This is a genomic window from Kribbella deserti, from assembly GCF_042434725.1.
GTDB lineage: Bacteria > Actinomycetota > Actinomycetes > Propionibacteriales > Kribbellaceae > Kribbella > Kribbella deserti.
Genome location: NZ_JBHLTC010000014.1, coordinates 293,684 through 307,044, shown reverse-complemented (window position 1 = coordinate 307,044; position 13,361 = coordinate 293,684). Strand labels below are relative to the sequence as shown.

Genomic DNA, 13,361 nt, shown 5'->3' with positions numbered 1-13,361 from the left:
ATGCGTCGCCGCAACATCCTGATCACCGGGGCCAGTTCGGGACTGGGCGAGGAGATGGCCCGGCAGTTCGCCGACAACGGGCACAACCTCGCGCTCACCGCCCGTCGTACCGAGCGGCTGGAGAAGCTGCGCGACGACCTGCTCAAGGCCTATCCGGCGATCACCGTGGTGGTGCGCACGCTGGACGTGAACGACCATGACCAGGTGTTCGAGGTGTTCCGGTCGCTCGACAAGGAGCTGGACGGGCTCGACCGGGTCATCGTGAACGCCGGCATCGGCAAGGGCGCGCCGCTCGGCACCGGCCGGTTCGACGCGAATCGCGACACCCTGATGACCAACCTGGTCGCCGCGACGGCCCAGTGCGAGGCGGCGCTCGAGCTGTTCCGGGCTCGCAACGCGGGTCACCTGGTGGTGATCACCTCGATGTCGGCCCTGCGCGGTATGCCGAAGACCATCACCGCGTACGCCGCCAGCAAGGCGGGCATCGCCGCGGTCGCCGAAGGCCTGCGGATGGAAATGATCGGCAAGCCGATCAAGGTCAGCGCGATTTATCCCGGCTATATCGCCTCCGAGATGAACGATCGGGTCGCCAAGGCGCCATTGATGACCGACACGGTGACCGGCGTACGGTCGATCGTGGACGCCATCAACAAGGAGAAGGCCAAGGCCTACGTACCGACCTGGCCCTACGTGCCGATTTCCTACCTGATGCGGTTCCTGCCGCTGCCGATCGTGAAGAGGATGATCTGAGATGGCCTGGGGTCTCACCGTTCCGCTCACCGGTGTACCGATCCGGGAGCACCGTTCGCTGATCAGCGAACTGGCCTCGCTGGGTTATACCGATCTCTGGTCGGCCGAGGTGGCCGGTTCGGACGCCTTCACGCCGTTGGTGCTCGCGTCCGAGTGGGACGACCAGCTGCGCCTTGGTACGGCGGTAGTGCCCGTGCACACGCGTGGTCCCGCCGCCCTCGCGATGAGCGCCGCCGCGCTGGCAGACCTCGCGCCCGGGCGGTTCGTGCTCGGGATCGGAGCCAGCTCGGAGACGATCGTGACCGGGTGGAACGGGATCAGCTACGACCCGCCGTACGCCCGGACCCGCGACGTGCTGCGCTTTCTGAAGACGGCGCTGGCGGGGGAGAAGGTGGACGGCGAGTTCGACTCGTTCACGATCCGGCGGTTCCGGTTGGAGAAGGCGCCGGACATCGCGCCGCCGATCATGCTCGCGGCGTTGCGTCCGCAGATGCTGCACCTGGCCGCGCGGGAGGCCGATGGCGCGATCACCAACTGGTTGTCCGTGGACGACGTACGCAAGGTGCGGGCCGAACTCGGGCCGGACAAGGAACTGGCCGCGCGGATTTTCGTCTGTGCCACCGAGGACGCGGAGATGGCCCGCAACATCGGGCGATTCCTGATCGCGACGTACCTGACTGTGCCGGGTTATGCGGCCTTCCACGACTGGCTCGGCCGGGCGGAGCTGATGAAGCCGATGCGGCAGGCGTGGGCCGCGGGGGACAAGAACGCCGCCATGGCCGCCGTACCGGTCTCGCTGATCGACGAGTTGATCGTGCACGGTTCGCCGGACGAGTGTCGCGCGCATATCGATCGCTATCTGGCGAACGGGCTGGATACGCCGATCATCGCCGCACTGCCGACGGGCACCGATCTGCTCAGCACGGCCCGATCACTCGCACTGTCGTGAAGATCTGCGTGTACGGCGCCGGCGGCATCGGGTGCTACGTCGGTGGGCGGCTTGCGGCGTCGGGTAGTGACGTCACGTTCGTCGGCCGTCCGCGCCTGGCCGCCGAGGTGGCGTCGAACGGCCTGCGGCTTACGGACTTCCGCGGTGCGGAGCTGCGGGTGAATGCGGTGCGGTTCGAGGTGGTGCCCGAGGCCGCGGCTGAGGCCGATCTGGTCCTGGTGACGGTGAAGTCGGCCGGTACTGCGACCGCCGGGGCCGAACTGGCGAAGGTGCTCAAGCCGGACGCGGTGGTGGTGAGCTTCCAGAACGGCCTGCGCAACGCATCGGTCCTGCGCGCGGCCCTGCCCGGGCATCGGGTGGTGACCGGCATGGTGCCGTTCAACGTGCTGAACCGTGGTGATGGGGTCTTTCATCAAGGCACCGAAGGGTTCTTGGACGTCGAGCCCGGGCTGTCCTCGTACGCGCCGGCCTTCGAGGCGGCAGGCCTGCCGTTGACCGAGCACGCCGATATGGCGCCGGTGCAATGGGCGAAGCTCTTGCTCAACCTGAACAACCCGATCAACGCGTTGTCGGATCTACCTCTGCGCGACGAGTTGTCGCAACGCGGGTATCGGCTATGCCTCGCGGCCGCGCAGTCGGAAGCTCTGGTGGTCTTGAAGGCCGCCGGGATCGAACCAGCTCAGCTGACCGCCGTCCCGGCACGCCTGATGCCGAGAATCCTGCGGCTACCGGACTGGCTCTTCCGCCGCCTGGCCGGCCGAATGCTCGCCATCGATCCCCTGGCCCGCTCCTCCATGTGGGAAGACCTGCAAGCCGGCCGCCCCACCGAGATCGACTACCTCAACGGCGAAATAACCACCCTAGGCGCCTCCCTCGGCATCCCCACCCCCATCAACACCCGCATAACCACCCTGATCCACCAGTCCGAACAAACCCCCACCCCCTACCCCGCCGCCACCCTCCTCCACCACCTAACCGCCCCGAGCTAGAGCAGCTGCCCACTCACCTCCCGCGAGTGGACCCGTGCACACGACCACTCGCGAGATTCACGTGGACGTCACGGCGTTGCGTCGACCACGGGGTTGGCGGGCGCCGTCCTAGCGGGGAAAGTAGGGCCCTAGCAGGCGGAACCGGGTCCTGACAGGGGTAATAATCCCTGCTCAGGCGCCGTTTGGAGTGCTCGGCTCCGACAAGGTGTCCGCAGTGCGACGCCTCGTCGCTAACCCCCGCCGCGAAACCAGCGAAGCCGCGACTCACTCGCAGGGCAGCTCTAGCGAGAACGTAGAGCCCTTGCCGGGAACGCTGGCTACACCGATCCGGCCGTGGTGTGCCTCGATCAAGTGCTTGGTGATGGCCAGCCCGAGCCCGCTGCCACCCGTCTCCCGGCTCCGCGACTCGTCCACGCGGTAGAACCGGTCGAACAACCGCGGCAGATGTTCCGCCGCGATGCCAACCCCCGTGTCGCTGACCTCGATGGTGGCGCGGCCATCCGACGTACGGACCGAAACCGTCACCTGGCCACCCGCCGGCGTGAAGCGCAGCGCGTTCGACACCAGATTGCCGATCGCCTGCCGGATCCGCGCGCCATCAACCATCGCGAACACCGGCCCTGCCACGGACGCGGTCAACGTCACCTCGGCGACCTCGGCCTCGACGCCGAACGCGGCAACCACCTGCTGGGCGAGATCCGCCAGGTCGCGTCGTTCGGGATGCAGGCGCAACTTGCCCGCATCGGCGAGCGCCAGGTCCTGCAGATCGATCACCAGTCGCTCAAGCAGATCCGCCTCCTCCAGCAGTGATCCGACCAGCGCCCGGTCGAGCGGTACGACGCCGTCCTCGGACGCGACGAGATAGCCCTTGATATTGGCGAGCGGGGTTCGCAGTTCGTGCGCGACGTCGCTCACCATCGCCTTGCGCTGGTGGTCGTGCTGCTCGATCGACGCAGCCATCGCGTTGAAGGCGTGCCCCAGCCGGGCCACCTCGTCCATGCCGGTGACCGGTACGCGGGTGCCGCGCCGGCCCGAGGCCATCTGCTGGGCGGCGCCGGTGAGGGCGAGAATCGGGCGAACCAGCCGCCGGCCGGCGAAAACCATTACCAGGCTCGCGATCAGTAGTACGCCGAGCGCCGTCGCCGCCGTCCGGAGCAGGCCTTCGCCGGAGAACACGTTGAAGCGGTTGGCCTCGCCGAGGAAGAGCAACGCCTGCGGAGCGACGTACGGCTTGAATGTTGTCGCCCGGGCCTCGTTGGTACAGGTCTCGAACCACTCCGTGATCGGCGACGACGCGCTCGCATTGCTCGACTGCACCGGCTGGACATGGCTGAGGCCCAGCCCATCCGGCACCCGGTCGTACGCCTCGCCGCGTTCGTCCAGGCAGGCCGTCGCCCGGGAGACCTCTTCGGCGTTCAGGGCCCGGGCGGCCGCGCTGGCGGCGCGCAATCCGGACGGAACGCAGGCGGCGTACTGGTCGACTTGCGGATCGACGTACACGAACTCGGTGGAACCGTTGGCGAGCACCGTGCGAATACCGAGGTCCGGAAGCCCGTTCGGATCCTCGATCAGCTCCGCGGCGAAGCCTCTGGCCTGGAGACAGGTGACGGCGGCTTCGCCCAGGGCCTTGCGGTGCCGGCGTTCGGCGTCGGTCATCCGCCAGTACGGCGATCCGACCGAGGTGCCGGTGGAATAGACCGTGGTGGCAGCGATTCCGGGCGCCGGAATGGCCCGCCGCAGCGCGACGCCGCCACCCGCGGAGAAGGACGCGACCATCGAGGCGCTTTGATTCAGTACGTCGAGGGTGCCCGCCGGCCGGCCCGGGAGTTCGGGGGCGGCACCGAGGGTCCTGGCGGAGTCGGCGATGACCTTGCCGTCGGGAGCCGTGACGGCGATGCGGCGTCCGGTCTGATTCGCCAGTTGGCCGACCAGCGTGCCGACGCCGGACCAGTCGGCGTGGTTCGCGGCGTACTCCAGCAGCTCGCCATAGATCCGCCCGTCCGCGTCCAGTTGGGTGGCCGACTGGTCGAACTCGCCCTGCAGTTGTTCCGACGTGCTGTACGTCGCGATCACGGCGGTCGCGATCACCGCCCCGAGCGCGACGGCCAGGGACAACGCGAGGAACCGCAGCAACACGCTACGACGCATCGGCCGGCGCCTCGCTCGCGAGCTTGGTCTTGCTGACGAGTTTGTCGGTCAGCTTGTAGCCGACGCCGTACACGGTCAGCAGGTACGACGGCCGGGCCGGCGCCGCCTCGAGCTTCTTGCGCAGGTTCATCACGTGCACGTCGATCGTCCGGTCGAACACGTAGTGCTCGAAGCCGAAGGCGTGTTCCAGCAGCTGCTGCCGGGTGAACGCACGCCCGGGTGACGCCGCCAGGCAGGCCAGGATCTTGAACTCGGCCGGCGTCACTTCGACCAGCCGCCCGGCGAGGGAGACCTCGTGCCGGACCGGATCGATCACCAGGTCGCCCACCTGGTAGACCTGCGCTGCGGCCGCCGTACCCGCGCGGCGCAGGACGGTCCGCACCCGGGCGACCAGTTCGCGCGGGTTGTACGGCTTGGTCAGGTAGTCGTCCGCGCCGAGGTCGAGCCCCAGCAGCAGGTCGTCCTCGGTGGACCTGGCGGTCAGCAAGATGATCGGAATGTTGCCCTCGGCCCGTAAAACCCGGGTCACGTCCAAGCCGTCGACCTTGGGCATCATCACGTCGAGCACCAGCAGATCGGGCGCACGCCGGCGGGCCTCCTCGATCGCCGCGCGCCCGTCGTGCACGACAACGGTGGAATGGCCGTCGCGCTCGAGGTAGCGGCGGATCAGTTCGGCCTGTTTGTGATCGTCTTCGGCGACGAGGATCCGGGCTGCCACGTTGGCAGTGTGGCAGCCGATCGTGAGGATTCTATGAAGGTCTGCTGAGGGCCGGCCAGGAAAGCACCGGGAAAAGCACGGGAGCCGAACAGCTCCTTCACAGCTTCTTCACAGCCCTGCCGCCAGGCTGCTCGGCATGAGCAGAGCACACAAGCCGGTGGCCCTCGCCGTACTCACGTTGCTGGCGGTCGCCGGCTGCGGAGGCGGCCCGGCCGAGGAGAAGAACGCGGGCGCCGGGAATGACGGCAAGAGCCCGCTGGCGCAGTACATGGGAGAGATGTTCAGTGGCGGTGGGGGATCGATGGTCGCATCGCGGGCGATCCGGATCGGCGGCGAGCAGTCGTCGGAGAAGGAGCTGGCCGACCAGCGCAAGATCGGCGAACTGACCGCCGCCTGTATGAAGAAGGAGGGCTTCGAGTACGTCGTCACCCAGCCGGAGACCGGGGACAAGAAGTCGAAGTTCGACGAGGCGTTCTCCCTGCCGCCGGACAAGTTCGCGGCGCAGTACGGCTACGGCATCTCCACCATCGACTTCGCGTCGATCACGGCGGCCGATCAAGGCGACGATCCGAACAGCAAGATCCGCGCCAAGTTGTCGCCGACGGCACAGAAGGCGTATGACAAGGCGCTCGACGGGGATTCGGCGATGGCCGGCGGCGGGGTCGTGATCAGTAAGCCGGGGGAGAAGTCGAGCGCGAAGGTGCCGGAGAACATGGGCTGCCGCGGCGACGCGATCGAGCAGGTGTACGGCAAACCCGGTGACAAGGACGCCCCGGATCTGAACAAGTTCGACAGCCTTTTCAAGGACCTCGAAACCCTGCGCAAGCGGATCGAGTCCGACCCGCGCGTGACCGAGGCGGCGCAGAAGTGGTCCGACTGTATGGCCGACGCCGGTCACAGCGGGCTGCGCAAGGTCGACGACGGCCGGACCAAGATCCACGAGCGGATGCAGGCGCTCACCAGTGGTGGCCGGCCGGCCACGCCGCCGAAGTCTGGCGTGATGAAGATGCCGACGCTCAAGGACGTCGATCCGGCCAAGGCGGCCGAGCTGCGCAAGGACGAGATCGCGCTGGCCGTGCAGGACCACAAGTGCCGCCAGGCCGGGTACGACGAGTCCTACAAGAAGGTGCAGTACGAGCTGGAGGCCGAGTTCGTCAAGGACAACAAGGCGCAGCTCGAGCAGTACAAGGAGATCACCTCGAACGACAAGGGTGGCAAGTGACTCCATCACCCCGCTCCCGCCGCCGGGTGCTGGTGAGCGTTTCCTCGATCGCGGTCGCGGCCTTGGGGGTGGGCGTCCTGGCGGGCAGCCGGATCGCCTCCCCCGAGGACGCCGCCGCGCGGACCGCGGCACCGAAGGCCTCGCAGATCACCGTGCCGGTGGAGAAGCGCGCACTGGCCAGCAAGGTCGTCTCCCGCGGTGACGCGTCGTTCGACGGCGCGGTCGACCTCCGGGTGGAGACCTCCGGACTCGGTACGCCGGCCGTGGTGACGGGCAAGGTGCCCGCGGTCGGCGCGAACGTCACCGAGGGCAAGGCGATTCTCGAGATCACCGGCCGGCCCGTGATCGCGCTGGCCGGGGCGCTACCGATGTACCGCGCGCTCCGGCCGGGTTCGCGCGGGCCCGACGTACTGCAGCTGGAGCAGGTTTTGCGCCGGCTGAAGTTCGATCCGGGCACGGTGGACGGGGTGTACACCTCGGACACGGGTTCGGCCGTCGCCCGGTTGTTCCGGGCCGCCGGATACGAGGCGCCCGAGGTCGACCCGCAGTACAAGAGCGCGGTCGACCAGGCGAAGCAGCAGGTGAAGTCGGCCCAGGACGGCGTACGGAACGCGAAGCGCGCGCTCAAGCAGGCCACGGCCGGTCCATCCGAGGCGGCGCTCGTTCAGGCGAACAATGACGTCGAGGCCGCCGAGCGGGAACTGCGTACCGCGCGCGGTAACGCGAGGGCCTACGCGGCGGCGAAGGATCGGCTGGAGCTGGCGAAGGCGCAGCGCCGGGACCTGCTGAAGGAGCGGGACAGCTCGATCGAGAAGTCCGCGTTGTCCGACGCCGAGGACCGGCTGACCGACGCGAAGGACGCGCTGGTGAAGGCCCAGGCGGAGGCCGGTACGCCGCTGCCGGTGTCCGAGGTCGTTTATGTGAAGAGCCTGCCGCGTCGCGTCGACAAGGTGAACGTCAGTCGCGGCACCCTCGTCAACGGCAACGTGATGTCGGTCAGCGGAGCCTCGCTGGTGGTGACGATCAAGGTCGACGCCGATACCAAGGACCTGCTCAAGGGCGGTATGAACGCGAGCCTGGATCTCGGCGACGGCAAGCTCATCCCCGCCCGCGTTACCCGGATCACCCGGGCCGAGGACGGCTGGAACGTCGTGATCAGTCCGAAGAGCCTGACCGGTCCGCAGCTCGAACGACTGCGCTCGGCGAACGTACGAGTCACCATCCCGGTGAAGAGCACCCAGGGCAAGGTGCTCGCCGTACCCACCTCGGCGCTCTCTGCCGGGCCGGACGGCGAGTCGCGGGTTGAGGTACTTCGCAACGGCAAGATCGAGTTGGTCCGCGTCGAGGTCGGGTTGTCGGCGGACGGCTTCGCCGAGATCAAGCCCGTCGGTGGACAGTTGGCCGAAGGCGATCAGGTTGTGGTCGGCAAATGACCGCACCGGTGGTGGAGATGGTCGGCGTCCGCAGGGTGTTCCCCGGACCGCCCGAGGTACAGGCGATCCGGCAGATCGACCTGACCATCAAGGAAGGGGAGTACCTGTCGATAGTCGGTCCATCCGGCTCGGGCAAGTCCACGTTGCTGCACTTGCTCGGACTACTCGACAAGCCTAGTGACGGGATCTACCGCCTGGACGGCGTGGACACTTCCAGCCTGCCGGACCGGCGTCGCGCCGTACTGCGTGGTGAACGGATCGGGTTTGTCTTCCAGTCGTTCCACCTGCTCGACCATCGAACCGTGCTGGAGAACGTCGCACTCTCGATGGTGTACGTCGGAGTGCCCCGGCGCGAGCGAATGGCCCGGGCGCGGGTGGCGCTGGAACGGGTCAGCCTCGGTCATCGGATGGACTTCGCGCCAACGACCCTGTCGGGTGGTGAACGCCAGCGGGTCGCGATCGCCCGGGCTTTGGTGGCCGAACCGTCGCTGCTGTTGGCGGACGAGCCGACCGGAAACCTCGACACGGGCAATGCCGAGGCGATCCTGGAGTTGTTCGACGAGCTGCATCGTGACGGTATGACGCTGGCCGTCATCACCCACGACGATCACGTCAGCCATCGCGCCCAACGCCGGGTCCGCATCGTCGACGGGACCCTCCAGTGGTGAGGCCCCGCTTCTCCCGGCCTCGCTTTTCGCGGCCCGGCCTGGTTGGGAGCAAGCAGGGGAAGCGGACGCGCGGACCGGCTGTGCGGGATCTACTGGACGAGGCTCTCGCGGGCGTAGCGGCCCGGCCGACGCGGCTGATCCTCACCACGCTCGGAACGGTCCTCGGCATCGCGGCCCTGGTCGGCACGATCGGCCTAGGCCAAACCGCGGCCGGGCAGATCACCCAGCGCTTCGACCTGGCCGCAGCCACCCGGGTGGTCGTATCACCAGGTGACCGCGCCGACGACCAAGCCGCCGCGGAACTGCCTTGGGACGCGCCCGAACGCATCAAGCGCCTGAACGGCGTCGACGCCGTCGGTAGTTTCAGCACGCTCCAAGTCGGCGAGGACCTTGTACGAAGTGTGGCAGGCCTCGACGGCCAGAAGGACGGGCACCAGCTCCCGATCCTGGCGGGATCACCCGGGCTGTTCGACGCCGTACGGTCGGTTCTGCGCACGGGGCGATTCTTCGACAGTGGGCACGACCAGCGCGCCGACAAGGTGGTTGTCCTCGGCAAGCATGCGGCGGAACGCCTTGGTATCAACCGGGTCGACTCGCAGCCCGCGGTCTTCATCGGCGACGAGGCCTACACCGTGATCGGCATTCTCGACTCGGTCGTGGGCCGGGCCGAACTGCTCGACGGGGTGATCATGCCGAACGGTACGGCCAAAACGGCGTACCAGCTGAAATCCCCCGACGCCGTCGAGATCCGTACCCAGGTGGGCGCGGCCCAGTTGATCGCCGGCCAGGCCCCGGTAGCGATCAACCCGAACCAGCCCGAGTCGTTGCAGGTCGACGCACCACCCACCCAGGGCCAAGTACGCCGGGGCGTCGAAACCGACCTGAACGCGTTGTTCCTCTTACTGGGCGCGGTCGCCTTGCTCGTCGGAGGCCTCGGCATCGCGAACGTCACCCTGCTCTCGGTACTCGAACGCGTCTCCGAGATCGGCCTACGCCGCGCACTCGGAGCAGCCCGTCGGCACGTCGCCGGGCAATTCCTGGTGGAGAGCGTGATCGTGGGATTCCTCGGCGGACTACTCGGCACGGCCGTCGGCGTACTGCTCACGGTCATCGTCTCCGCCGTCAACGACTGGACCCCACTGCTCGATCCCCGCCTAGCAGCCGGTTCTCCCTTCCTGGGCGCGGTAATCGGCCTCATAGCCGGCACCTACCCCGCCTGGAAGGCCTCCGCCATCGAACCCATCACCGCCCTCCGCGGCACCTGATCCGACGCTCGCCGGTTGAGGGGCCGGCGAGCGTCCCCACCCCCGCTCATCGGACGCTTGTGACGCGGCGTGTCGCCGTTCATCGGACGCTTGTGACCGCGCCCCCGCGTGTCATCAGACCCTTGTGACGCGGCGTGTCGGCATTCATCGGACGCTTGTGACCGTCCACCCGCCAGTCGGAGTCGCGCCAATCGGGGCCGCCGCGGACCAGGCGTTCAGTCGGAATTCGCCTTGGATACCGGCCGTATTCCGACGACCGAACGCCAAGGGGGTGGGGGATACTCGCGGGATGCGCTCTACGACTCCACTCGTACTTCGGCGGCTGCGAATGCTGGCTGTGCTGGAGTTCGTCAATATCCCGTTGTTGTCGTACGTGTTCATCGCGGTGCTCGGTATGCCGGTGACCGCCGCCAACCTGATCGGGCTGGTCCTGGTCGCGGTCATCCTGGCCGAGGGCGGCACGTATTGGTGGCTGAAGGTCCGGCAACTCTCGGCCGCAACGCCCTTGCCTGCGGGGATGAGGGCTTATCGGGTGCTGCTCAAGGCCAACCTCGCCTTGCTGGTAGCCGGCGCGATCGCCCTCGGCGTACTCACGGGGAGTGGTCCCGCCGCCGGGTTCTGGCCGGGGATCGCCCTGTGGTTCTTCGCGGTACTGGAGCACATCAACTACTTCCACTTCCAGTTGATGCACGACAACCGCAACGACCTGGCCCGGCTCGTCCGGACTCGCCGACTCCACCGGTCTCACCTCGCGCGGGACCTCGGCCGCGCGATGGTCACAAGCGTCCGATGAACGCCGACACGCCGCGTCACAAGGGTCCGATGACACGCCAGGGTCCGGTCGCAAGCGTCCGATGAACGGCGACACGCCGCGTCACAAGCGTCCGATGAGCGGGATACACGGCGTGGCGGGGGGAGTTGGTTAGGCGGTGGGGAGGGGGGTGCGGGAGAGGCGGGAGTAGGTGAGGGAGGTTAGGGCGAAGCCGAGGATGATGAGGGCGAGGACTGGGTAGGACTTGCCGGAGTCGGGGAGGACGAGTGCGCCGAGGGCGGCGGCGGATACCTGGGCGACGTTGAAGATCATGTCGTAGAGGGAGAAGACCCGGCCGCGGTAGACGTCGTCTACGCCGGTTTGTACCAGGGTGTCCACGCTGATCTTGACGCCTTGGGCGCAAAAGCCGGTGAGGAATCCCGCGATCAGCAGGGCCGGTTGGGTGTAGAGCCCGCCGGGGAAGGCCGTTACTACCGCGGCAGCTACGAATAGCCCGGTGATCCATTGGCGCAGGCTCATCTTGCGGGTGGCCCAGGGGGTGACCAGGGCGGCTACGAACAGCCCGGCGCCGACCATGGCGGTTGCGAGGGCTAGGGCGCCGAAGGCTTGGTCTAGTTGGCCCGGGCCGTAGAAGTGGTTCCGGTACAGCAGGATCATCCCGACGGTCACTAGCCCGAAGAAGAACCGGAGCGACCCGATGGCGGCTAGACCGAGTGCGGCCTGGCGGCGTTCGCGGAGGTGGCGTCCGCCGTCGACGAGGCCTGCGGCGATACTGCGGACTGCCTCGGCTAGACCGGGTTCTTCCCCGCTCAGGTCTGGCCCGAGCTGGCGCCGCCCGAGCCGCAGGGCCAGGCAGGCGGCCGCCACGTAGACGGCGGACGTCGTACCGAGCACGATCAGGTCCGAGTCGGTGACCAGCTTGATCAGCGCGCCGAGGCCACCGCCGACCATGAACGAGGCGGTTCCGGAAGTCGGCGTGACCGCGTTGGCCATCACCAGTTCGTCGCGGTCCACCACGTGCGGGAGGCCGGCGGAGAGGCCTGACAGCAGGAAGCGGTTCACCCCGAGCGTGAGCAGGACCGCCAGGTAGAACAGCGCTCCGGCGTTCCCGGCGGCCACGATCGCCGCGACGACCAGGACCAGCGCGGCCCGGGTGAGGTTCGCCCCGAAGAGGATCTGGCGCCGGGACCACCGGTCCAGCAGTACGCCGGTGAACGGGCCAAGGATCGAGTACGGCAGTAGGGCGACCGCGAACAGGCCCGCGATCGCGGCGGCGTCGGGCGCGCGTTCGGGCGAGAACAGCACGTACGACGCGAGGGCGACCTGGAACACGCCGTCGCCCAGCTGAGAGGTCAGCCGAACGGCGAAGAGCCTGCGGAAGTCGGGCCTTCGGAGCAACCTGACGAGGTCGCGGATGAACTGCACGCCGCGACTCTACCCAGACCACCCAGCGGCGGCCCGGTGCCAAGTCAGGGACCAGGTCAGACGGTCCGGGCCGCCTGACGCTCGCGGAGTTTGGCGCGTTGTTCGACGAAGCGGCTGGCCTGCGCGTCCAGGGCGGTCATGAACTCGCCCAGTTCGTCGCGGGCCTTGGCGCCGTCGCCGGTCAGGTCCTCGCGGTCGAACACGTTCCACTTGCGCAGGATCGGCGCGACGACCTCGTCGTGGTGCAGGCGCAGATCGTAGATTCCGGCCTTCGCGATCGTGACCGAGTTCCGGATGAAGCCGTCCATGGTGGCGCCCGGCATCGAGAAGTCGGTCACCTCGTTGGCGACGGCCCGCATCGTCTCGTTCGGGTTGACCTCGAACGCGGCCGAGACCAGGTTCCGGTAGAAGATCATGTGCAGGTTCTCGTCGGCGGCGATCCGGGCCAGCAGCTGGTCCGCGATCGGGCAGCCGGTGGCCTTACCGGTGTTGCGGTGCGAGACCCGGGTGGCGAGCTCCTGGAAGCTCACATACGCGATGGTCTCCAGCATGTTCTTGTCGACCGCGTGCCCGACGGTCATGTGCGCCATCCGGGCCTGCTCGAGCTCGACCGGGTCGACGCCGCGCGTCACGATCAGGTAGTCGCGCAGCGCGATACCGTGCCGGCCTTCCTCCGCGGTCCAGCGGCCGACCCAGGTACCCCACGGCCCGTCGAGGCCGAACTGCACCGCGATCTCCCGGTGGTACGACGGCAGGTTGTCCTCGGTCAGCAGGTTCGTGATCATCGCGATCTTGGCGACCGGATCGAGCCGGGACTGGTCCGGCGCCCAGTCCTCACCACCGAGGAACGCGAAGTCGCGGCCCTCGCTCCACGGCACGTAGTCGTGCGGGTTCCAGTCCTTGGTGATCGCGAGATGGCGGTTGAGGTTCTCCTCGACCACCGGCTCCAGCTCGTGCAGCAGGTTCGACACCAGCTTGTCCGTCATCACGATCCTCCTCGGGCGGCGGTAGTCCCTCCACCC

12 protein-coding genes are annotated in these 13,361 nt (G+C 68.0%); 8 read left to right on the top strand and 4 right to left on the bottom strand.

Going from position 1 to position 13,361, the window contains the following annotated elements; all coding sequences use genetic code 11:
* The 3 genes from ACFFGN_RS12955 to ACFFGN_RS12945 are packed head-to-tail and all read left to right on the top strand — an operon-like array spanning position 1 to position 2,688.
* Positions 1-750 (top strand): SDR family oxidoreductase, encoded by a 750-nt coding sequence (locus ACFFGN_RS12955; protein ID WP_380046905.1) that lies wholly within the window; start codon positions 1-3, stop codon positions 748-750.
* Position 751: 1 nt separating this feature from the next.
* A complete protein-coding gene (locus ACFFGN_RS12950; protein WP_380046903.1) occupies positions 752-1,699 on the top strand; it encodes an LLM class F420-dependent oxidoreductase in 948 nt (315 codons plus the stop codon).
* Positions 1,696-2,688 (top strand): 2-dehydropantoate 2-reductase, encoded by a 993-nt coding sequence (locus ACFFGN_RS12945; protein ID WP_380046901.1) that lies wholly within the window; start codon positions 1,696-1,698, stop codon positions 2,686-2,688. Before ACFFGN_RS12950 ends, ACFFGN_RS12945 begins: the two co-directional genes overlap by 4 nt.
* Positions 2,689-2,952: 264 nt before the next feature.
* Here the strand turns inward: ACFFGN_RS12945 and ACFFGN_RS12940 are convergent, their stop codons facing one another.
* Complete coding sequence (locus tag ACFFGN_RS12940) at positions 2,953-4,836, bottom strand: sensor histidine kinase (RefSeq protein WP_380046899.1); 1,884 nt, start codon at positions 4,834-4,836, stop codon at positions 2,953-2,955.
* The gene (locus ACFFGN_RS12935; RefSeq protein ID WP_380046897.1) at positions 4,826-5,554 is read right to left on the bottom strand and encodes a response regulator transcription factor; all 729 of its coding nucleotides are present in this window, start codon (positions 5,552-5,554) and stop codon (positions 4,826-4,828) included. The genes ACFFGN_RS12940 and ACFFGN_RS12935 overlap by 11 nt, the downstream gene beginning before the upstream one ends.
* A 136-nt stretch (positions 5,555-5,690) precedes the next feature.
* Between ACFFGN_RS12935 and ACFFGN_RS12930 the strand changes: the two genes are divergently transcribed.
* The 5 genes from ACFFGN_RS12930 (at position 5,691) to ACFFGN_RS12910 (ending at position 10,935) form a co-directional block, all read left to right on the top strand.
* On the top strand, positions 5,691-6,776 hold the full coding sequence (locus ACFFGN_RS12930) for a hypothetical protein (protein WP_380046895.1): 1,086 nt from the start codon (positions 5,691-5,693) through the stop codon (positions 6,774-6,776).
* Complete coding sequence (locus tag ACFFGN_RS12925) at positions 6,773-8,209, top strand: peptidoglycan-binding protein (protein WP_380046893.1); 1,437 nt, start codon at positions 6,773-6,775, stop codon at positions 8,207-8,209. Before ACFFGN_RS12930 ends, ACFFGN_RS12925 begins: the two co-directional genes overlap by 4 nt.
* Positions 8,206-8,877: an ABC transporter ATP-binding protein gene (locus ACFFGN_RS12920; RefSeq protein WP_380046891.1), complete on the top strand. Its 672-nt coding sequence runs from the start codon at positions 8,206-8,208 to the stop codon at positions 8,875-8,877. Before ACFFGN_RS12925 ends, ACFFGN_RS12920 begins: the two co-directional genes overlap by 4 nt.
* A gap of 80 nt (positions 8,878-8,957) precedes the next feature.
* The gene (locus tag ACFFGN_RS12915) at positions 8,958-10,142 is read left to right on the top strand and encodes an ABC transporter permease (RefSeq protein ID WP_380046889.1); all 1,185 of its coding nucleotides are present in this window, start codon (positions 8,958-8,960) and stop codon (positions 10,140-10,142) included.
* Positions 10,143-10,431: 289 nt separating this feature from the next.
* Positions 10,432-10,935, top strand: a complete 504-nt coding sequence (locus tag ACFFGN_RS12910) for a multidrug transporter (RefSeq protein WP_380046887.1) — start codon at positions 10,432-10,434, stop codon at positions 10,933-10,935.
* Positions 10,936-11,064: 129 nt separating this feature from the next.
* Here ACFFGN_RS12910 and ACFFGN_RS12905 read toward each other — a convergent pair whose 3' ends face one another.
* Both ACFFGN_RS12905 and ACFFGN_RS12900 read right to left on the bottom strand, forming a co-directional pair.
* Entirely contained in the window at positions 11,065-12,339 is a 1,275-nt protein-coding gene (locus ACFFGN_RS12905; protein WP_380046885.1) for an MFS transporter, read from the bottom strand.
* A 56-nt stretch (positions 12,340-12,395) separates the two neighbouring features.
* Entirely contained in the window at positions 12,396-13,325 is a 930-nt protein-coding gene (locus ACFFGN_RS12900) for an acyl-ACP desaturase (RefSeq protein WP_380046883.1), read from the bottom strand.
* Positions 13,326-13,361: the final 36 nt, after the last annotated feature.

Coding starts and splice junctions, on each gene's coding strand:
- ACFFGN_RS12920 (WP_380046891.1), top strand. CDS start 8,206: ATGACCGCACCGGTGGTGGAGATGGTCGGCGTCCGCAGGGTGTTCCCC.
- ACFFGN_RS12950 (WP_380046903.1), top strand. CDS start 752: ATGGCCTGGGGTCTCACCGTTCCGCTCACCGGTGTACCGATCCGGGAG.
- ACFFGN_RS12910 (WP_380046887.1), top strand. CDS start 10,432: ATGCGCTCTACGACTCCACTCGTACTTCGGCGGCTGCGAATGCTGGCT.
- ACFFGN_RS12940 (WP_380046899.1), bottom strand. CDS start 4,836: ATGCGTCGTAGCGTGTTGCTGCGGTTCCTCGCGTTGTCCCTGGCCGTC.
- ACFFGN_RS12930 (WP_380046895.1), top strand. CDS start 5,691: ATGAGCAGAGCACACAAGCCGGTGGCCCTCGCCGTACTCACGTTGCTG.
- ACFFGN_RS12955 (WP_380046905.1), top strand. CDS start 1: ATGCGTCGCCGCAACATCCTGATCACCGGGGCCAGTTCGGGACTGGGC.
- ACFFGN_RS12900 (WP_380046883.1), bottom strand. CDS start 13,325: ATGACGGACAAGCTGGTGTCGAACCTGCTGCACGAGCTGGAGCCGGTG.